The 17,701-nt window shown below is 33.2% G+C and carries 20 protein-coding genes; 16 read left to right on the top strand and 4 right to left on the bottom strand.

Annotated features, from left to right (window positions below; translation table 11 throughout):
• Nucleotides 1-63 precede the first annotated feature (63 nt).
• The 5 genes from AAYQ05_RS07230 (at nucleotide 64) to purU (ending at nucleotide 4,620) form a co-directional block, all read left to right on the top strand.
• Nucleotides 64-1,638 carry a L,D-transpeptidase family protein gene (locus AAYQ05_RS07230; protein WP_343542245.1) on the top strand — a complete coding sequence of 525 codons (1,575 nt, stop codon included), beginning with the start codon at nucleotides 64-66 and terminating at the stop codon, nucleotides 1,636-1,638.
• Between the two features lie 198 nt (nucleotides 1,639-1,836).
• A complete protein-coding gene (locus AAYQ05_RS07235; RefSeq protein ID WP_343542246.1) occupies nucleotides 1,837-2,187 on the top strand; it encodes a hypothetical protein in 351 nt (116 codons plus the stop codon).
• Between the two features lie 176 nt (nucleotides 2,188-2,363).
• Nucleotides 2,364-2,786: a cytochrome c oxidase assembly factor Coa1 family protein gene (locus AAYQ05_RS07240; RefSeq protein WP_343542247.1), complete on the top strand. Its 423-nt coding sequence runs from the start codon at nucleotides 2,364-2,366 to the stop codon at nucleotides 2,784-2,786.
• Nucleotides 2,787-2,945: 159 nt separating this feature from the next.
• A complete protein-coding gene (locus AAYQ05_RS07245) occupies nucleotides 2,946-3,665 on the top strand; it encodes a DUF4197 domain-containing protein (protein ID WP_343542249.1) in 720 nt (239 codons plus the stop codon).
• 100 nt (nucleotides 3,666-3,765) lie between these two features.
• A complete protein-coding gene (gene purU / locus AAYQ05_RS07250) occupies nucleotides 3,766-4,620 on the top strand; it encodes a formyltetrahydrofolate deformylase (protein WP_343542250.1) in 855 nt (284 codons plus the stop codon).
• A 153-nt stretch (nucleotides 4,621-4,773) separates the two neighbouring features.
• Here the strand turns inward: purU and AAYQ05_RS07255 are convergent, their stop codons facing one another.
• The 3 genes from AAYQ05_RS07255 to pyrF form a co-directional block, all read right to left on the bottom strand.
• Nucleotides 4,774-6,267 carry a catalase gene (locus AAYQ05_RS07255; protein WP_343542251.1) on the bottom strand — a complete coding sequence of 498 codons (1,494 nt, stop codon included), beginning with the start codon at nucleotides 6,265-6,267 and terminating at the stop codon, nucleotides 4,774-4,776.
• A gap of 916 nt (nucleotides 6,268-7,183) precedes the next feature.
• A complete protein-coding gene (locus AAYQ05_RS07260; protein ID WP_343542252.1) occupies nucleotides 7,184-7,984 on the bottom strand; it encodes an ABC transporter substrate-binding protein in 801 nt (266 codons plus the stop codon).
• Nucleotides 7,985-8,234: 250 nt separating this feature from the next.
• Nucleotides 8,235-9,062 carry an orotidine-5'-phosphate decarboxylase gene (gene pyrF, locus AAYQ05_RS07265; protein WP_343542253.1) on the bottom strand — a complete coding sequence of 276 codons (828 nt, stop codon included), beginning with the start codon at nucleotides 9,060-9,062 and terminating at the stop codon, nucleotides 8,235-8,237.
• Nucleotides 9,063-9,378: 316 nt separating this feature from the next.
• Between pyrF and AAYQ05_RS07270 the strand changes: the two genes are divergently transcribed.
• From AAYQ05_RS07270 to AAYQ05_RS07320, 11 genes are all read left to right on the top strand, one after another.
• Nucleotides 9,379-9,852 (top strand): Dps family protein, encoded by a 474-nt coding sequence (locus tag AAYQ05_RS07270; RefSeq protein WP_177210349.1) that lies wholly within the window; start codon nucleotides 9,379-9,381, stop codon nucleotides 9,850-9,852.
• Between the two features lie 133 nt (nucleotides 9,853-9,985).
• On the top strand, nucleotides 9,986-10,171 hold the full coding sequence (locus tag AAYQ05_RS07275; RefSeq protein ID WP_095929846.1) for a CsbD family protein: 186 nt from the start codon (nucleotides 9,986-9,988) through the stop codon (nucleotides 10,169-10,171).
• A 157-nt stretch (nucleotides 10,172-10,328) separates the two neighbouring features.
• Nucleotides 10,329-10,880: a helix-turn-helix domain-containing protein gene (locus AAYQ05_RS07280; protein WP_343542256.1), complete on the top strand. Its 552-nt coding sequence runs from the start codon at nucleotides 10,329-10,331 to the stop codon at nucleotides 10,878-10,880.
• A gap of 21 nt (nucleotides 10,881-10,901) precedes the next feature.
• On the top strand, nucleotides 10,902-11,351 hold the full coding sequence (locus AAYQ05_RS07285; protein ID WP_177210351.1) for a response regulator: 450 nt from the start codon (nucleotides 10,902-10,904) through the stop codon (nucleotides 11,349-11,351).
• A 13-nt stretch (nucleotides 11,352-11,364) separates the two neighbouring features.
• The gene (locus tag AAYQ05_RS07290; protein WP_281631850.1) at nucleotides 11,365-13,152 is read left to right on the top strand and encodes a CHASE3 domain-containing protein; all 1,788 of its coding nucleotides are present in this window, start codon (nucleotides 11,365-11,367) and stop codon (nucleotides 13,150-13,152) included.
• A 242-nt stretch (nucleotides 13,153-13,394) separates the two neighbouring features.
• Complete coding sequence (locus tag AAYQ05_RS07295) at nucleotides 13,395-13,856, top strand: DUF4142 domain-containing protein (RefSeq protein ID WP_343542259.1); 462 nt, start codon at nucleotides 13,395-13,397, stop codon at nucleotides 13,854-13,856.
• Between the two features lie 36 nt (nucleotides 13,857-13,892).
• Nucleotides 13,893-14,540: a porin family protein gene (locus tag AAYQ05_RS07300; RefSeq protein WP_343542261.1), complete on the top strand. Its 648-nt coding sequence runs from the start codon at nucleotides 13,893-13,895 to the stop codon at nucleotides 14,538-14,540.
• Nucleotides 14,541-14,594: 54 nt separating this feature from the next.
• A complete protein-coding gene (locus tag AAYQ05_RS07305; RefSeq protein ID WP_111365189.1) occupies nucleotides 14,595-14,747 on the top strand; it encodes a lmo0937 family membrane protein in 153 nt (50 codons plus the stop codon).
• Nucleotides 14,748-14,805: 58 nt separating this feature from the next.
• Complete coding sequence (locus AAYQ05_RS07310; protein WP_198856936.1) at nucleotides 14,806-15,090, top strand: YtxH domain-containing protein; 285 nt, start codon at nucleotides 14,806-14,808, stop codon at nucleotides 15,088-15,090.
• Nucleotides 15,091-15,137: 47 nt separating this feature from the next.
• Nucleotides 15,138-15,497, top strand: a complete 360-nt coding sequence (locus AAYQ05_RS07315) for a hypothetical protein (RefSeq protein WP_281631846.1) — start codon at nucleotides 15,138-15,140, stop codon at nucleotides 15,495-15,497.
• Between the two features lie 27 nt (nucleotides 15,498-15,524).
• A complete protein-coding gene (locus AAYQ05_RS07320; protein WP_343542266.1) occupies nucleotides 15,525-15,902 on the top strand; it encodes a hypothetical protein in 378 nt (125 codons plus the stop codon).
• A 319-nt stretch (nucleotides 15,903-16,221) separates the two neighbouring features.
• On the opposite strand, the gene AAYQ05_RS07325 is transcribed toward AAYQ05_RS07320, so the two are convergent.
• Nucleotides 16,222-17,553 carry a DUF5723 family protein gene (locus AAYQ05_RS07325; RefSeq protein WP_343542268.1) on the bottom strand — a complete coding sequence of 444 codons (1,332 nt, stop codon included), beginning with the start codon at nucleotides 17,551-17,553 and terminating at the stop codon, nucleotides 16,222-16,224.
• Nucleotides 17,554-17,701: the final 148 nt, after the last annotated feature.

A 17,701-nucleotide genomic window follows, 5' to 3' on the forward strand; every position in this document is an offset into this window, starting at 1 on the left:
GAAAAGCCCCAAATTTTTACCTAAAACTTACGTAGAAAAGTAATAACGTAAAAATTAAAAAAAATGAAAACATTATATTCATTCACCGTCATTTTAAGTTTGAGTTTTTTTGTATTTTCTTTTAACAGTATTGAAAAAAACAATCTTACATATAAAAAAACTTCAAATCATTTAACCGTTTACCACAATCAAAATGATGTAGACGAAATCTCGAACGACTTCTTTAAAAGATATTCGGATTTGAAAAAATATAAATCAGATGTCATGTCTTTGTATAAAAACAGAACTCTTGGATCTATCTGGTTTGATGAAAACGAAATCAACGAATTTGGTTCTGTTTTGTACGAAAAAGCTAAAAAAACAAATGATTTAATTATTCCTTATCAAAAAGAAATAGACCAACTATTTGATGCTTCATCAGATAAAAGCACTCTTTCTAAAACTGATGCAGATATGCTTTTGAGTTCATTATATATAGTGTACACTAAAAAAAGTAATGCCGACAAGAAAAAATTAGCTTATGATAGCATGCTGAAAGATTTCTTAAACTACAGCACATTAGAAGAATCAGAAACAACAGCAGTTGCATCAAATGAAAAAGTAGAATTTGACCAGTATTACAAATTGCAAGATGCTCTAAAAAAATACAAAAGATTAGAAAAATCTAGCAAATACAAACCTATTGTTCCGGCAGAATCACCTTATAAAGAGTTGCGTCCAGATGCAGTTTCTAACACTATTGCGCAAGTTAGAACTCGTTTGTATTTGTTAGGCGATTTAAAAACAGATTCTAAAAGCGATATTTATGATCGTGAATTGATGGACGCCGTAATGAAATACAAAGTTCGTAACGGATTTAAACCTAATTATATTTTGGCAGAAGAACACATTAACGAAATGAATATTCCGCTTGAAGATAAAGTGGCGACTTTAAAACTTAACATGGAAAGATGCCGTGAGATTTCGGCCAAAATTGCTTCCAGCGATGAATATGTTTTGGTTAATGTTCCTTCTTATGAATTGTTTTATGTTAAGAACGGAAAAATAGTTTTGACTTCACCCGTCTTTGTTGGCGCACCTTTAACTAAAACAACCATTTTTAATGGAGAAATTGATCGAATTGTTTTTAGCCCATATTGGACAGTACCTCAAAGTATTATGCAAAATGAGTTGAAATCTAAAATGGCTGAAGATCCTAATTATCTAACAGCGAAAAACATGGAAATGGTAAACGGACAAGTAAGACAAAAACCAGGACCAGATAATTCTTTAGGATTGGTAAAATTTATGTTCCCAAATTCTGATGATATTTACATGCACGATACGCCATCTAAAACTTTATTCGATTTTGAAAAAAGAACTTTCAGTCACGGATGCATCAATGTTAAAATGGCTAAAGAACTTGCTGTTGCCATGCTGAAAGATTATCCAGAATGGAATCAGGCAAAAATTGATAAAGCAATGGCGGGTAAAACAGAAAACAGTTTTAAACTGTCTAAAAAAGTACCAATTTTTATCACTTATTTTACTTCATTGGTAAATGAAAATGGAGAAATTGGCTTCTTTCAAGATGTTTATGAAAAAGACGCCAATTTAAATCGTGAAACGCTTCCCGACACAACAACTGTAATGCAATAATTTGCACCAATAATCCATGGAGAATTTATCAAAGCTGTTTTTGATAAATTCTCTATTTTTATTTCATTACTATATTTAAAATATACCTTAAAATATCATTCTTAAATCTTTTAAAGGCAATAAAACGACTAGAATATTTATTTTTTTGCAACTATAATTCAGTCCCATTTTTGTAAAATGTAAAAAAAATAAACTATTATGAAAACAAATAATACAGAAGGTCTTACTTTGTTTGAAATAAATGTTTTGATTCAGCAAGGAGGAAAATTTATCATGTTTCCTTTTATTATTGCTGAAATGGTAAAAAAAATCAAGGAACCAAATATCTATTTTATACGCCCAAACGAAGGTACGTTGAAATATGCTTTAAGACACTTTTATCTAAATCTTTCTTTAAGCTGCCGAAATTTTCCGTATGCTCCAATTTATGTAGTAAAATCGTTCTTTTATTTAATAAAGGGTGGAAAAGATTATACTGAAACTATATTAAATGACTTAAATTCTAATAAGTCTACATACAAGCCTCAATCTAAATTACTATATAAATAAAGTCTGAAAAACTTTACCCAAAAATCATCTTATAATTCTATAAGATGATTTTTTTTCTTCCACTATAAATTACTTTAAGAATTTGAGGATCAATATCTATCAATAAAAAAAAATTACATTATAAATAAGATTTTTATGCTTATTTTAGCTTTGTCATTCATCTAAAAATTGATTTTATGGAAGATTCTAATGAGTTAGTACAAAAACAAAGCTGGCTAAACCGAAACTGGAAATGGCTTATTCCTAGTGGATGTTTAACTCTTTTACTATTAGTTGGTTTATTTATTGGCGGAATTTTCTATGAAGTTACGTCCGTCCTAAAAGATTCTGATGCTTATAAAGAATCTATGACAGCAGTACAAAACAATAAATTAGTGGTTGAAAAACTCGGGTCTCCAATCGAAACTGACGGAATTGTTTCTGGAGTTGTTACTTCGCACAACGATGTACGAGCTTGTGATGTACAGGTACCATTGAAAGGTCCAAAAGGCAAAGCAACTTTGTTTGTTGTAGGAGAAAAAAGAGGAAAATGGAAATACAGTGAAATGTCTGTTTATATTGAAAAAACAGATGAGAAAATAGATCTTCTGAAAAAGTAAATAATTCTCTTTCTTTTATTATTATAATCATAAAAAGTCCCAAATACACAAATAGTAATCTGTTGTTAATTATCAAACAAAATCTTTCTTCACCCTTAATAAAATTGTGGCGTTATTTTTGAATAAGTAGTATTTTTGAAACTTAAATAAAACCCCCAAATGAAAAAGATTTTACTATTAGCCGTTACATTTTCGCTTACTTCTTGCGCACAGGTACAACAAACTTTAAATCAATTGCCTCAAATCGCATCTCAGATTCCAAATTCGGGAACTGTTGACATTGCTTCTGGATTAAAAGAAGCTTTAAATAAAGGAATCACGCAACAAGTAAGTAAACTAACTGCTGTAGACGGATTTTACAAAAACGAAGCTGTAAAAATTTTAATGCCCGAAGAATTACAAAAAGTAGATGCAACATTGCGTAAAGTAGGTTTAAGCTCTCTTGCAGATGAAGGAATCAAAATGTTGAATCGTGCTGCAGAAGACGCAGTAAAAGAAGCAACTCCGATTTTTGTGACAGCAGTAAAAAACATGACGTTTACAGATGCTAAAAACATTCTTTTAGGAAGTGATAATGCCGCAACCAATTATTTACAAGGAAGTACGACAACTGCATTATACGCCAAATTTAATCCGGTTATCAAAAGCTCTTTCGAAAAAGTAGGTGCCGATGCTGTCTGGACAAAAATTATAAACAAATACAATACTATTCCGCTAGTGAAAAAAGTAAATCCAGATTTAACTGATTATACAACCAATCAAGCTTTGTCTGGTGTTTTTAAAATGATTGCTGTTGAAGAAAAAGTAATCAGAAACGATATTTCTGCAAGAACAACACCTTTATTACAGAAGGTTTTTGCAATGCAGGATGGAAAATAATTCTAAAGTTGCTAAGCTTCTAAGACGCTAAGTGTCTAAGCTAAAAAACTAAATGCCTTAGTGTCTTAGCATCTTTGCAACTAACCAAAAATAAACTGAAATGCAAAAAATTACGATACTCATTCACTGTAAAGATCAAAAAGGAATTATCGCCGCAGTGACTACTTTTATTGCCAAGGTAGAAGGAAACATTACCTACATCGACCAGCATGTGGATGTAGAACAGAATGTGTTTTTTATGCGTTTAGAATGTGAATTTACCAATCAAGGCAGTAACATTGAAAAGATAAAAGAAGAGTTCAGCAAAACAATTGCGACTGACTTTAATATGTCTTGGGATTTGTACAATCAGGAGCAAAAACCTAAAATGGCATTGTTTGTTTCTAAATACGATCACTGCTTATTTGACATTTTAGGACGTTACAGTGCTGATGAATTGGGTGTTGAAATTCCGATGATTATCAGTAATCATAATGATTTGCGTTCGATTGCAGAACGTTTTGATATTCCGTTTCATTATGTTCCTTTTACAAAAGATAACAAAGAAGAAGGCGAAGCAAGACAAATTGAGCTTTTGAAAAGATATCAGGTCAATTTTATCGTTTTAGCGCGTTACATGCAAATTGTAACTCCAAAATTGATTTCGTTATACGAAAATAAAATCATTAATATTCACCATTCGTTTTTACCAGCTTTTCCAGGTGCAAAACCGTATCATTCGGCTTTTAAACGCGGTGTGAAAATTATTGGTGCCACAAGCCATTACGTAACAGAAGAATTAGACGAAGGTCCAATTATTGAACAAGATATCGCAAGAGTTTCTCATATTCACTCTGTGGAAGATTTTATCATGAAAGGACGTGATTTGGAACGCATCGTTTTGGCAAGAGCCATTAAACTGCACGCTGAAAGAAAAACGATGGTTTATAGCAATAAGACGGTGGTTTTTTCTTAATTTTTAAGATGCTAAGGTTCTGAGTTTCTCAGATACTAAGTTTTTTATATAGCAAACCCGACAGATTTTAAAAATCTGTCGGGTTTCTTATTTATCGATCATAAGCTCAAAAGTTGGCAACTTAGAATCTTAGCATCTCAGAAACTTAGAACCTCACCTAGCTTTAATAGCCAATCTAGGATCATCAAAAGCATTTACTTCTGCCATTGTCATTCCAAGAGCGTTTGCTACGCCTTCTCCGTATGCTGGATCGGCTTGATAGCAGTTTCTAATATGACGTACTTGAATAAATTTCTGTGCTCCTCCTACTTGACCCGCTGTATTTTTAAACAAAAGCTGTTTCTTCTCATCGGTCAATAAACGGAACAAAAGTCCAGGTTGAGTGAAATAATCATTATCATCTTCTCTAAAATTGTGTGCGTAAGCATCACCGTAAATTGCCAAAGGCGGTTCTTTTACTTCTGGCTGTTCCTGCCATTCGCCGAAACTGTTTGGTTCGTAGTGTTTTCTTCCGCCATAATTTCCGTCGACACGCATTGCTCCGTCTCTGTGGAAACTGTTATACGGACATCTAGAAGCGTTTACTGGAATCTGGTAATTGTTTACCCCTAAACGATAACGGTGAGCATCTCCGTAAGAAAACAAACGTCCTTGAAGCATTTTATCTGGAGAGAAACCAATTCCTGGAACTACGTGAGCTGGATTAAATGCCGCCTGTTCTACTTCCGCAAAATAATTTTCTGGATTTTTATTCAATTCAAATTCTCCAACTGGAATTAGCGGAAAATCTCCTTTTAACCAAACTTTAGTTAAATCGAATGGATGAAAACGATAGGTTCTCGCCTGCTCTTCTGACATAATCTGAACAAACATTTTCCATTTCGGAAAATTGCCTTCTTCAATTGCATTAAACAAATCCCTTTGATGACTTTCTCTATCTCCTCCGACTAATTTAGCAGCTTCTTCATCAGATAAATTTTCGATTCCCTGTTGCGAAACTAAATGGAATTTCACCCAATGTCTTTCGTTTTTCGCATTAATAAAGCTAAAAGTATGGCTTCCGAAACCGTGCATTTCTCTATACGATCTCGGAATTCCTCGGTCACTCATTACAATTGTAACTTGATGAAGAGCTTCTGGCAACAAAGTCCAAAAATCCCAATTATTATCAGCACTTCTCAAATTGGTTTTTGGATCGCGTTTTACAGCGTGGTTTAAATCTGGAAATTTCATTGGATCACGGAAAAAGAAAACAGGCGTATTATTTCCAACCAAATCCCAATTTCCTTCATTTGTATAAAATTTCATCGCGAAACCGCGTATGTCTCTTTCGGCGTCAGCAGCGCCTCTTTCTCCTGCAACAGTTGAAAAACGCACAAACATTTCTGTCTTTTTTCCAATTTCAGAAAACAAGTCTGCTTTTGAATATTTGGTAATATCATGTGTAACAGTAAAAGTTCCGTAGGCCCCAGATCCTTTGGCATGCATTCTTCTTTCCGGAATCACCTCTCGGTCAAAATGTGCCATCTTTTCTAAGAACCAAAAATCTTGTAATAAAACAGGTCCACGAGGGCCAGCTGTTTGAATGTTTTGATTGTCTGGAACGGGAGTTCCGGTTGCAGTTGTTAATTTTTTGTTTGATTCCATTTTGCTGATTTTTAACGTTTTATCAAATATACGAACTTATTCTTAGCATATTCATAAGTAAAATTGATTGTTATTATATTTTAATAACTAAAGATTATTTTATGATACTGAATGCTCAAAACAGCGATTTGACAAATCTTAACGTATGGTCAACAAAGTAATAACAAAACCTTAACAGCATAAGATTGATATATATCGGACATTTGTAATGTAATAAACTGGTTATTTATTATTTTGGTTTTGGTTAGTTAAATGATGCCGACATCTTCGAGATGCCGGCATTCTTTTTTTATAAAAGTTTAGTTTCAGGTTTCAGGTTTTTCTTGGTTTCAAGTTGCTTTACTTTGAACCTAATTTTACCGCAAAGAGCGCAAAGTTTTTTCATTTATTAAGCTTTGTATAAAGCGCAAAGTCCGCAAAGCTTTGTGCAAAAAAACTTTGCGAACCTTGTGTTCCCGATAGCTATCGGGATTGCGCTCTTTGCGGTTAAAAACTACAATCTTGTGAACATTAACTTATATCCAACAAAGTAATAACAAGATCTTAACAGCAAAAGATTGATATATGTCGGATCTTTGTAGTGTAATAAACTGGTTATTTATTATTTTGGTTTTGGTTAGTTAAATGATGCCGACGTCTTCGAGATGTCGGCATTTTTTTTGGGCTAGAAGTTTTATTTGTTTCAGGTTTCAGGTTTCAAGTTGCTTTACTTTGAACATAATTTTAACGTAAAGAGCGCAAGTTTTTCATTTATTAAGCTTTGTATAAAGCGCAAAGTTCGCAAAGCTTTATCTAAAAAACTTTGCGAACTTTGCGTTCCCGATAGCGATTGGGATTCCGCTCTTTGCGGTTAAACTTGAAACTTGAAACCTGAAACTTGAAACCTGAAACTTGAAACTTGAAACTTGAAACAAAACTAATTCTTCAATCTTTCATGCAGTAATTTGAAATACGAAAACGCTTTTAGCAATCTGCTTCCGTGCCAAGAGAACATTTCGCCATCAACAAAAATGGTTTTGGCGTGATGTGTAAATCTTCCAATTTCAAAAGCATCTTCTTCTTTAAAAGGATAAGGTTCTGATGAAAGAAATACAATATCTGGATCTCCTTCTAAACGCATTTTCTTTAATTCGATTTCGGGATAACGGCCTTTGTCTTCGTAGATATTTTTAAAATGATTGAGTTTCAGCAACTCATTTATATACGTATCATTTCCTGCAACCATGTATGGATTTTTCCATATAAAATAGGCTGCTTTCTTTTCTTTTATATCTTGTACATAATTTTTGAAATCGCTTAATGCAAAAGCCAATTTATCGTTCCATTTCTGCGCTTCGGTTCTGCAATTGAATAATTGTCCGAAATCTGAAATCATCTGGAAATTATCTTCAATAGAAACAATATTTGTAACCCAAACTGGACAAATTGCACTTAACTGTTCTACAATCTCAGGCGTGTTTTCTTCTTTGTTGCAGATAATAATATCTGGCTCTAAAAGCTTTATTTTTTCGAAGTGAATTTTCTTCGTTCCACCAACAGTCTTTTTGGTAGATTTAAAATGAAACGGATGAACGCAAAACTTCGTAATTCCGATAATTTTTTCTTCTAAACCTAAATCATACAATAATTCAGTTTGTGAAGGAACAAGCGAAATAATACGTTTTGGAGCTGTTTCAAAAGAATGAATAGTACCAAGCTGATCAGTTAATTGTTTCATGTTTCTGGTTTATTGGAGTGAAATTTAACGCAAAGTGCGCTAAGTTTTTTCGCAGAGTTCGCGAAGGCTTATAATTTTTAAATAAAAGTTTTTTAAGTTCTCAAAGCTTATACAAAGTAAAGCTTACATTCTTCTTTGAGAACTTAAAAAACTTTTACAAGATTGCGAATAACTTCTTTGTGTACTATGCGAAAAAACTTAGCGCACTTTGCGTTAAAAAATTATGCTCAAAGTAAAGCAACCTGAAACTTTAAACCTGAAACTTTAAACTAATAATCTCTTCCATTTCCTGCTGTACTTTCAAAGCCTCTTCTCTAGCCTTTTCAGCGAAATCGGTTCCTTTTGACGCATAGATAATCGCTCTTGCAGAATTTACCAAAAGACCAACTTTATCATTCATTCCATATTTGCAAACTTCAGACAGACTTCCGCCTTGAGCACCAATTCCAGGCACTAATAAGAAACTGTCTGGAACAATTTTTCTAATTTCAGTAAAATATTTTGCTTTAGTTGCACCAACAACGTACATTAAGTTTTCGCTGTTTTTCCAAGTTTTAGAAGTTTCTAAAACTTGTTTGTACAATTCCTTTCCGTTTGTATTTAAAGTCTGAAAATCGAAAGCACCTTCATTTGAAGTTAAAGCTAACATAATTGTATGCTTGTTTTCGAAAGCTAAAAAAGGTTCTACAGAATCTTTTCCCATATAAGGAGCAACGGTTACACTATCAAAATTCAAGTCTTCAAAAAAAGCTTTGGCATACATGCTCGAAGTATTCCCAATATCGCCACGTTTTGCATCGGCAATCGTAAAAATATCAGGATAATTTTCGTTGATATAATTGATTGTTTTTTGCAAAGACATCCATCCTTTTATTCCGTAAGCTTCAAAAAATGCCGTATTGGGTTTGTAGCCAACAGTCAGATCGTGTGTGACATCAATAATTGCTTTATTAAATTCGAAAATTGGATCTTCTGTTTCTAATAAATGTGCTGGCATTTTAGTTAGATCTGGATCTAATCCAACGCATAAAAATGATTTTTTTTGAAGAATTTGTTCGTGTAGTTGTTGTGTTGTCATATTCTTTTTTGCTTGTGCGGCAAAATTACAAATAATAATTTTTATGAGTTAGTGGTTGATGGTTTATTGTTAATAGTTAATAGTTGATGGTTGATGGTTTGTGGTTGATGGTTTGTGGTTGCTGTTGTCAGGCTGAGCGGAGTCGACGCCCTTTGCACCTTCTTCAGAAGCCTCGGGATCGCTCAGAATGATATTAATCATACTTTATTCTAAATTATCTCATTAACATTGAATTCCTATAACATCAATCAAAAATTGTGTAAGAGAAAAATTAGAATCAAAAGTAAATTTGATATAAACCATTAAAAAGACAATTATGAGCCCAAATATCGGAATTACACCAAAAAACTTAAAAAAGAGCGCTTCTATACTGGCCACGATTTTATCAAATGAAATGACGTTGTATGTAAAAACAAGAAAATTTCACTGGAACATTTCTGGAAACAGTTTTATGGAACTGCACAAATTGTTTGAAGAGCAATACCGCATTCTTGAAGCCCAAATTGATGAAGTTGCAGAACGCATTAATCAGCTGGGAGAAAAAACAATTGGAACAATGAAGGAGTTTATTGACAACTCGACTTTAAAAGAATCTCCAAAAGAATACGCTTCACAAAAAGATATGCTATCTGAGCTTCTAGAAAATCACGAACAGCTGGTAACAGAATTTAGAGATTATATTCCGGTTTTTGAAAACGAAACCAACGATGCAGGCTCAGCCGATTTTGTGACAGGATTACTGCAAGAACATGAAAAAATGGCTTGGATATTAAGAAGATATCAGGCGTAATCTTGAGTTATGAATTGATTGTCATTCTCTATCAAAATGAAAATTATGCAACAGTCGGGAAAATAAATGTAACATAAACCTGATTTAAAATTTGCAATTTTACAATACAATAAAATACAAAAAAAGAGATATCATGAATACTACCGAAATAAAAGGAAACTGGAATGAGCTGAAAGGTAAACTGAAACAAAAGTTTGCAACACTAACAGATGATGATTTGATGTTTGCTGAAGGAAAAGAAGACGAAATGTACGGAAGACTTCAGCAAAAATTGGGAAAAACAAAAGAGGAATTTCATCAAATCCTGTCAGAATTGTAAATCCTTACAACTCAATCAGGGAAATACCGTCTAGTAAAAATATTAGACGGTATTTTTTTGAAAATTTTATTTTAAAATCGTATTTTGACATAATTCTGTGCTAATTAAAAGCAAAAACACCAAATAATTTAAGTATCTTTAACCAAATTTCTATAAAATGAAACTATTTATAAAGTTCGACATTAATACTATTTGCTCTCTTTATTTGAAACAAAATCTGGAACAAAACAATGTAAATTTTACAACTCTAGGATTTGGCGAAATTGAGATTGAAGACAATCTTGATGCCGAAGCGCTAGACAATTTAAAAACTAAATTGGCTCCGTGTGGTTTTGAAGTAGTTGAAAATCAAAAAAGTGTATTAGTCCAAAAAATCAAAGATGCAATTATCGAACTTGTTTTTATGGATGATAGCAATAATTATAAAAGTTCTGTATTTTTGGCTGAAAAGCTAAACCACAGTTACGGATATTTATCTAATGTTTTCTCTGAAGTAACTTATTCTTCTATAGAAAACTTTATTATTTTACAGAAAATCGAAAGAGCAAAACAGCTTATTATCATTAACGAAATGAGTTTGACTGAAATTGCTTTTTTACTTAATTATTCGAGTGTTGCGCATTTGAGTACACAGTTTAAAAACACAACTGGCATTACTCCATCTACTTTTCAGAGAATTATTAAGAAACGAAGAGAAAATTTAAAATAAAAACCCAAATACCACATTAAAATGCAAAAAAACGCATTACACATTTTATTGGCCGATGACGATGAAGATGACCGTCTTTTCTTTAAAGATGCTTTTGAAGAAATAAAGATACAAACGAATGTAAATTTCGTTCATGACGGGATGCAGCTTATGGATCATTTAATGGACACAAACAATAAACTTCCAGATATTTTGTTTCTAGATTTAAACATGCCTAAGAAAACAGGTAAAGAATGTTTGATTGAAATCAAAAAAACGGATCATTTAAAAGATATAATCATTGCGATCTATTCTACTTCTTCTTCAGAAGAGGATATCGAAGACACCTTTATTCAAGGCGCCAATATTTACATCAAAAAGCCAAGCGATTTCAATACGTTAAAAAAAATAATTAATGAAGTCGTGACTGTAAACTGGCATTATCATACTTCTGGTCTAAACCGTGATAATTTCTTGCTGCGACTAAAATAAAAGCATTCCAATAATGAAGTGGATACCAAATTTTAATTCTTCAAACTCTTTGAGAGTTATTTTTGTAATCGCAGTTTTCATTCTGTTATTCCTTTCTTCAATTGCTTACAAACATAACCAGGACTTGAATGAATCGAGCAAACTGGTTATGCATACTTACGAAATCAACATTCAGCTCGAACGCTTAATGTCGGCTATAAAAGATGCAGAAACGGGCCAGCGCGGGTATATTATTACGCGCAATGCCCGTTTTTTAACTCCGTATATTTATTCCCGAGACAAGGTAAATACTTCGTTTATCACTTTAAAAAAACTCACTGCCGATAATCCGAAACAGCAGGATAATCTTCAGAAACTTTTCAAACTCATTACCCAACGTTTTGTTTCTTTTGAAAACTGTCTAAAATACAGCGATCCTAAAACATACGACAAAAGAAAGCTCGACAATCATATGTTTGGCGGCCGTATTTTAATGGAAAACATCCGTTTTAAGGTGGATGAAATGAACGATATTGAGAAAGACTTTCTAAAGAAAAGGCTAAAAATTTACGATTCGGAAATTTCTTTGAGTCCGCTTTTTTCTATTTCCTTATTTCTTGTGGCTTTGAGTTTTATTTTATTGGCATATCGTCAAATTAGCCGTGATTTTGAACGCTTGAAAGTATTCAATAAAAAACTTTTAATTTCGACAGGTTTAATTTCTGAGTCTGAAAATATTGGTAAATTCAGCACTTGGCAATGGGATTTGGATTCTGATAAAATTGACTTTTCAGACAACCAATTCCGATTATTAGGTCTCGAACCGAGATCTTTTGCGCCAAACAAAGCTACACTTATAAAATACGTTCATCCAGACGATAAAGAATCTGTTGCAAAAGCAATTGACGGAATTATAGAAAAAAAACATCTTCCGTTTGTGTATTATAAAATTGTACGTCCAGATTTTGAAGTCCGTTATTTTAAAACAACAGGAAAATTGGTTACGGATCAGCAGGGAAGTAAAATCTTGCTTGGAATTAATTTTGACATTACAGACGAGCATCTTTTGAATATCGAACTTCAGGAACGAAATAAAGAACTGGAGAAAAGCAATAAAGAACTCGCTTCTTTCAACCACGTGGCAAGTCACGATTTGCAAGAACCGCTTAGAAAAATACAGACTTTTATTTCGAGAGTTTCCAGCGCCGATAAAGAAGTCATGTCTGAAAGCGGAAAAAATTACATCACCAAAATAGAAAGTTCGGCAAAAAGAATGCGTGTTTTAATAGACGACCTTCTTTTGTTTTCTAGAACCAATACTACCAAAAAGGAATTCATTAAAATGAACCTTAATGAACTTCTAGACAATGCCGAATCTGAATTGGCAGAAATTATCGAAGAAAAGAAAGCCGTTATTCAGCGAATTGGAAAACTTCCGAAACTTTCTGTGATTCCGTATCAGATCGAACAGCTGTTTATCAATTTAATTGGAAATTCATTAAAATACAGCCAGCCCGATACTGAACCTCAGATTTCTATTTCGAGCGAAAAAGTTAGTTCATCAGAATATCCAGAAATATTAGAACAGTCTATAAAGAAATTTCATAAAATCACTTTTACAGATAACGGAATGGGATTTGACCCTCAGTTTAAAGAAACCATTTTTATTCTTTTTCAGCGTCTTCATTCCAAAACAGATTATCCTGGAACCGGAATCGGATTAGCGATCTGCAAGAAGATTGTAGAGAACCACAAAGGTCATATAATTGCCGATAGCACTTTAGGAAAAGGTTCAGTATTTACGGTGTTTCTGCCCGATTAAACTTCATTTAAAAAACACATAAAAAGCGTTATATAAATCCATTATGGGAATTATATAACGTTTCTTTTTTATGCTGTAAAGTAAAATCTTTCATTCGTTAGCATCTTTGTAATGTAATACTTTAGGAAGTAATAATGAAAGCAATTCCCCCCTTAAAAGCTTCAATTTTTAGAGTTCTTTTTTCATTCCTTTTAATTCTATGCATCACCTCTTGCAGAAAAATTAATCCGATCGAAAATACTTTGAAGAACCAAGCTTTTGCAAAAAATGACAGAGAAGAAACAGAGGTTTTCTTTTTTATATCTACGGCGAATGTGAGTAAGTCTATTATTTCAAAAAGTCAAATTGCACAACAAAAAAGTTCAGATGTAATTGTTCAGGAATTAAGCAAAAGAATAGAAGTTCAAGAGAGTCAATTACTGGAAGCGATAACCAAAATGGCCACATCGAAGCTCATTGTCATTACTGAAATAAATGCCACGCACAAACGAGACCTGTACAACCTCATTGATGCCAACGGTTATGATTTTAACAGCATTTATTTAAATGGCATGACAGATGCGATCTGCAACCAAATTGAGTTACTCGAAGCAATTTCTAGAGAAACAAACGACAAAGAAATTCTCGAACTGGTTCTTCGCTTTTTGCCACAACAATACAGACTCTTGCGAGAGACTGAACGAATAAAAAGACAAAATGTATAAACGCCTATTATCTATCTATTAACTAAATTTTTTACTATGAAATTACAAGCCAATTTTTTATGCGCCTTAACACTTTTTTTATCAGCATCATTTGGAATGCTGCAAGCTCAGGACAATAATGTAAATACCGAATACGGTGTAAAAGGAGGATTCAATATGTCTAACCTTTACGGTAGCGGAGACAATGTAGATGACAACAATGTTCTGTACGGTTTCAACGCAGGGGTTTATGCTACACTTCCTATTTCAGATTTTGTAGCCATTCAGCCAGAACTTTTGTTTACCACAAAAGGGGCAAAATTAGAATACAACAACGCTTTTGCAAGTGGGGATGCAAAATTTAGACTTAATTATATCGAGCTTCCACTTTTAGTGCGAGTTAATGTTACAAAAAACTTTAACATTCACGCCGGTGGTTACGCTTCTTATCTGGTAAGTTCTAAAGTAAGCGGAAACGGTACTGTTGATTTTGACCAAGATATTGACACAGATGATCTAAACAAATTTGACGCTGGTCTTTCTGCAGGTGTTGGAGTTGATTTTAACCCAATTAGCATCGGACTGCGTTACAATTATGGTTTAACGACTGTGGGTAAAGAAAGAACGGTTGCAGGAACGACATACACATTTCCTGATGCAAAAAACAGCAACCTTACATTATACCTTTCTTATAAGTTAAACTAATCTTATAAGTTAAACTAAACGAGAATTGATTATTAACCGCTAAAATAAAAAACCATGTCAAATTTATTATATACAATCGCAGTGATTCTGGTGATACTTTGGGCCTTAGGGTTCTTTGTTTACAGTTTCGGAAGTATTATCCATATTCTGTTGGTAATTGCCATTATTGCCGTATTGCTTCGACTTATTAAAGGACGAGAAGTTTAAAAATCACAATTTATTAAATCAACAAATTATTAAATATTAATCCATTAAATTAATTATTATGAAAACTAGTAGCACAATTTTAGGAATTTTAGGAGCCGCAGCGGCGGGAGCATTCATAGGTGTTTTATTTGCACCAGACAAAGGATCAAACACAAGAAAAAAAATCAAAGATAAATCAAAAGATTATGGTGATAATCTAAAAACAAAATTTGATGGCATTGTAAACACAATTACTTCAAACGGTAAAGAAATTATCGAAGAAGGAAAATCTAAACTTAACCAAGTTAAAGAAGATTACAACACGCTAAAAGACGATGTTAAAACAGTAAAATCAAACTATTAATCGCAAGTATTAATTAGTGAAATTTTCAAACCATAAAACCTTATATCATGGAACCAAATGCAACAACAAACGAGAATTTAAATCTTTATGAGAAAGCAGAGAACTATGCTAAAACAAGTTTAGAATTACTTAAACTAAAAACAGTGTGTTCTGTTGCCGATGGTGTATCATCGTTGGCATCTAAGATAGCGATTGGTATTGTTGTTGCATTTTTTACTTTGTTCCTAAATATTGGAATTAGTTTATGGATTGGTAAAGAACTCGGAGAGTATTATTATGGCTTTTTTATCATGGCGCTATTCTATTTAATCGTCGTAATTATTGTGGTAAAATCACATCATAAACTGATAAAAACACCCATTGGAAATACGATTATCTCCAGTATTCTGAAAGAAACAAAAAACTGATTTAATTATTAATAAACATAAAAGACTATGGAAGCCATTTACAATATTGATCAGTTAAATCAAAGAATTGAGGAATTAGAAGTTCGCCAAGATAAAGAATGGTGCGACATAAAAGACGAAATCGACGAGATTAAAAACAATTTAAAACCTATTAATCTAATTAGAAATACAGTGGAGGAAATTAACGAAACTGTTGGTTTTAAAAGTCATATCGCTCAGTCGGCAATTAGTATCGGAATTGGTTATCTGGCAAAAAGATTTATTGTCGGAAAAGGCGATTCGATGTTCAAAGGAATCTTGGGTTCTGTCGTTCAGCTTATTGTAACCAATCTGGTTTCGAAACCTCATAATGAATCTTCTGAAGATGAAGAAGAATCATCACAATACGAACCGTCTAGAGAGTAATTTGTCTAACTTAATTTAATTATTATGGAAAAGTTTAGCGAAATAGTAATAAAAAATGGTGTATACGTTTACTCGAATCTATATAAATGTTTTGAATATACGAGAGTATTTTTAGGGATATAGCTTTTTTTTTTAAAGTTGCTAAGGTTCTGAGATACTAAGGTTCTAAGTTTTTTTAAGATTCTGCGAATCTTTTTACCTTGACTTGGTATTAAAGAAAAAAACAAAAAACAGCATCACTTTGTGATGCTGTTTTTTGTTATACTAAACTAAAAGACACAAAACCTTAGAACCTTAGTATCTCAGAACCTCAGAACCTTTATCTATAATCTTGATAAATCGGTATTTTGAGACCGGCATAAATATTACAGCCTTTTGTATTGTTTGAGAAGAGACTGGAGAAAAGAGTTCCTGAGCCAATAAAAATTGGGCCTGCTCTAAAACCTGCTCCGATTGTTGTTCCGCTGTATTCCATGTACGTTACAGGAACGTAGAAACTGAATTGTCTCGTTTCGTATCTAGGCGTAAAAGTAACCGAATTGGCAATTGCAGTTCCGTTTATTTTTTTGGCATCTACAAGACTGAAATCACCACTTAGATTCAAATAAAAACGCTGATCGATGTTCCAGTCAAAATTGGTGTGCAAAGCCGTTGGAAGGTTTGCTTTAACTCCTTTCTTAGATGAAATTTTAGTATAATTCGAGTCGAAAAAATCAAAGATATCATCTGCATCGTCAATATCTTGTTGCGTCACTTTTCCCGTAATATTATAAGTGTTTTCGATTATGTTTTTATAATTCACTTTTCCAATATCGGTTACAGAAGCCGCTGCTTTAAACTTATAGCGGTTTCCTTCGCACGTATGGCAGTTGGTGCGGTATTCGTATGTAAAACCTAAATCGACGCCTAGTCCAGCCGAAGCTGCATCAAACTTCGGATCATCGCCGTTTGCATAATCGTAACTTGCGGCAGTTCTAATCGTTCCTGTCGAAAGATATTCGCTCATAGCAGGATTTGCATTGTTTTTATTGAACGCTACACTCAAATCACTTCCGTTAATGTATCCGTTTACTCCCGCCATTAAGTATTTTAAAGTAATACCGCCTTTTACAAAATGATCATCTTGATCTAACAGAACTGTTGCATAACTCGCTCCTATCTCCGCCCAAGAATTGGTAACACTATTCGGATTCCCACCTGTGATTAAAAAACTATTCGAAGCATCCATATCTTTGTTCACCTCATCAATAAGCTGTCCGTTTATGCCAACGAGATTCGAAACGCTTCGCACTCGTGTAAAAAGCGCCACGCTATGTAGGGGCGTGATATTCATCATAAAAGAAGGTCCAAGAATATCGACATTAAAATTCCCTCTGTTGTTCGATTTGAAATTTTTACTTGCATCGGTTGCCAAATCATAATCGCCGTCTAATGCATCTAAAATATTAATTCCGTACAAATCATTTTGTCCCGTTCCGCTTGCCGAGAAAAGCGTCACATCGGCGCGATACTTCGATTCGACAATATTAGACGGATTAAATATAGCACTCTGAATTCCGGCATAATTATCATCTCTGAACCCGAAATACGATTGCGACCGCGCATAAAAAAAGCTTCCAAAGAAGCAGAATAAGAGTAAAGTTTTCTTCATAAATTAATGTTAGTTGGTTGTTTTTAGCACAGCAAATATGAGGGAAAAAAATTAAAAAAAATAGATTTTTTTTAAAGGTGCTAAGCTACTAAGATGCTAAGTTTCTAAGTTTTAGAATCGGTATTATTAATCTTACTTCGTACGATTA

The sequence above is a fragment of the Flavobacterium movens genome, from assembly GCF_039581425.1.
GTDB classification, from domain to species: Bacteria; Bacteroidota; Bacteroidia; order Flavobacteriales; family Flavobacteriaceae; genus Flavobacterium; species Flavobacterium luteolum.

Excerpts from the sequence above, each read along its gene's own strand:
- AAYQ05_RS07230 (WP_343542245.1), top strand. The coding sequence starts at position 64 with ATGAAAACATTATATTCATTCACCGTCATTTTAAGTTTGAGTTTTTTT.
- AAYQ05_RS07235 (WP_343542246.1), top strand. The coding sequence starts at position 1,837 with ATGAAAACAAATAATACAGAAGGTCTTACTTTGTTTGAAATAAATGTT.
- AAYQ05_RS07240 (WP_343542247.1), top strand. The coding sequence starts at position 2,364 with ATGGAAGATTCTAATGAGTTAGTACAAAAACAAAGCTGGCTAAACCGA.
- AAYQ05_RS07245 (WP_343542249.1), top strand. The coding sequence starts at position 2,946 with ATGAAAAAGATTTTACTATTAGCCGTTACATTTTCGCTTACTTCTTGC.
- purU (WP_343542250.1), top strand. The coding sequence starts at position 3,766 with ATGCAAAAAATTACGATACTCATTCACTGTAAAGATCAAAAAGGAATT.
- AAYQ05_RS07255 (WP_343542251.1), bottom strand. The coding sequence starts at position 6,267 with ATGGAATCAAACAAAAAATTAACAACTGCAACCGGAACTCCCGTTCCA.
- AAYQ05_RS07260 (WP_343542252.1), bottom strand. The coding sequence starts at position 7,984 with ATGAAACAATTAACTGATCAGCTTGGTACTATTCATTCTTTTGAAACA.
- pyrF (WP_343542253.1), bottom strand. The coding sequence starts at position 9,062 with ATGACAACACAACAACTACACGAACAAATTCTTCAAAAAAAATCATTT.
- AAYQ05_RS07270 (WP_177210349.1), top strand. The coding sequence starts at position 9,379 with ATGAGCCCAAATATCGGAATTACACCAAAAAACTTAAAAAAGAGCGCT.
- AAYQ05_RS07275 (WP_095929846.1), top strand. The coding sequence starts at position 9,986 with ATGAATACTACCGAAATAAAAGGAAACTGGAATGAGCTGAAAGGTAAA.
- AAYQ05_RS07280 (WP_343542256.1), top strand. The coding sequence starts at position 10,329 with ATGAAACTATTTATAAAGTTCGACATTAATACTATTTGCTCTCTTTAT.
- AAYQ05_RS07285 (WP_177210351.1), top strand. The coding sequence starts at position 10,902 with ATGCAAAAAAACGCATTACACATTTTATTGGCCGATGACGATGAAGAT.
- AAYQ05_RS07290 (WP_281631850.1), top strand. The coding sequence starts at position 11,365 with ATGAAGTGGATACCAAATTTTAATTCTTCAAACTCTTTGAGAGTTATT.
- AAYQ05_RS07300 (WP_343542261.1), top strand. The coding sequence starts at position 13,893 with ATGAAATTACAAGCCAATTTTTTATGCGCCTTAACACTTTTTTTATCA.
- AAYQ05_RS07305 (WP_111365189.1), top strand. The coding sequence starts at position 14,595 with ATGTCAAATTTATTATATACAATCGCAGTGATTCTGGTGATACTTTGG.
- AAYQ05_RS07310 (WP_198856936.1), top strand. The coding sequence starts at position 14,806 with ATGAAAACTAGTAGCACAATTTTAGGAATTTTAGGAGCCGCAGCGGCG.
- AAYQ05_RS07315 (WP_281631846.1), top strand. The coding sequence starts at position 15,138 with ATGGAACCAAATGCAACAACAAACGAGAATTTAAATCTTTATGAGAAA.
- AAYQ05_RS07320 (WP_343542266.1), top strand. The coding sequence starts at position 15,525 with ATGGAAGCCATTTACAATATTGATCAGTTAAATCAAAGAATTGAGGAA.
- AAYQ05_RS07325 (WP_343542268.1), bottom strand. The coding sequence starts at position 17,553 with ATGAAGAAAACTTTACTCTTATTCTGCTTCTTTGGAAGCTTTTTTTAT.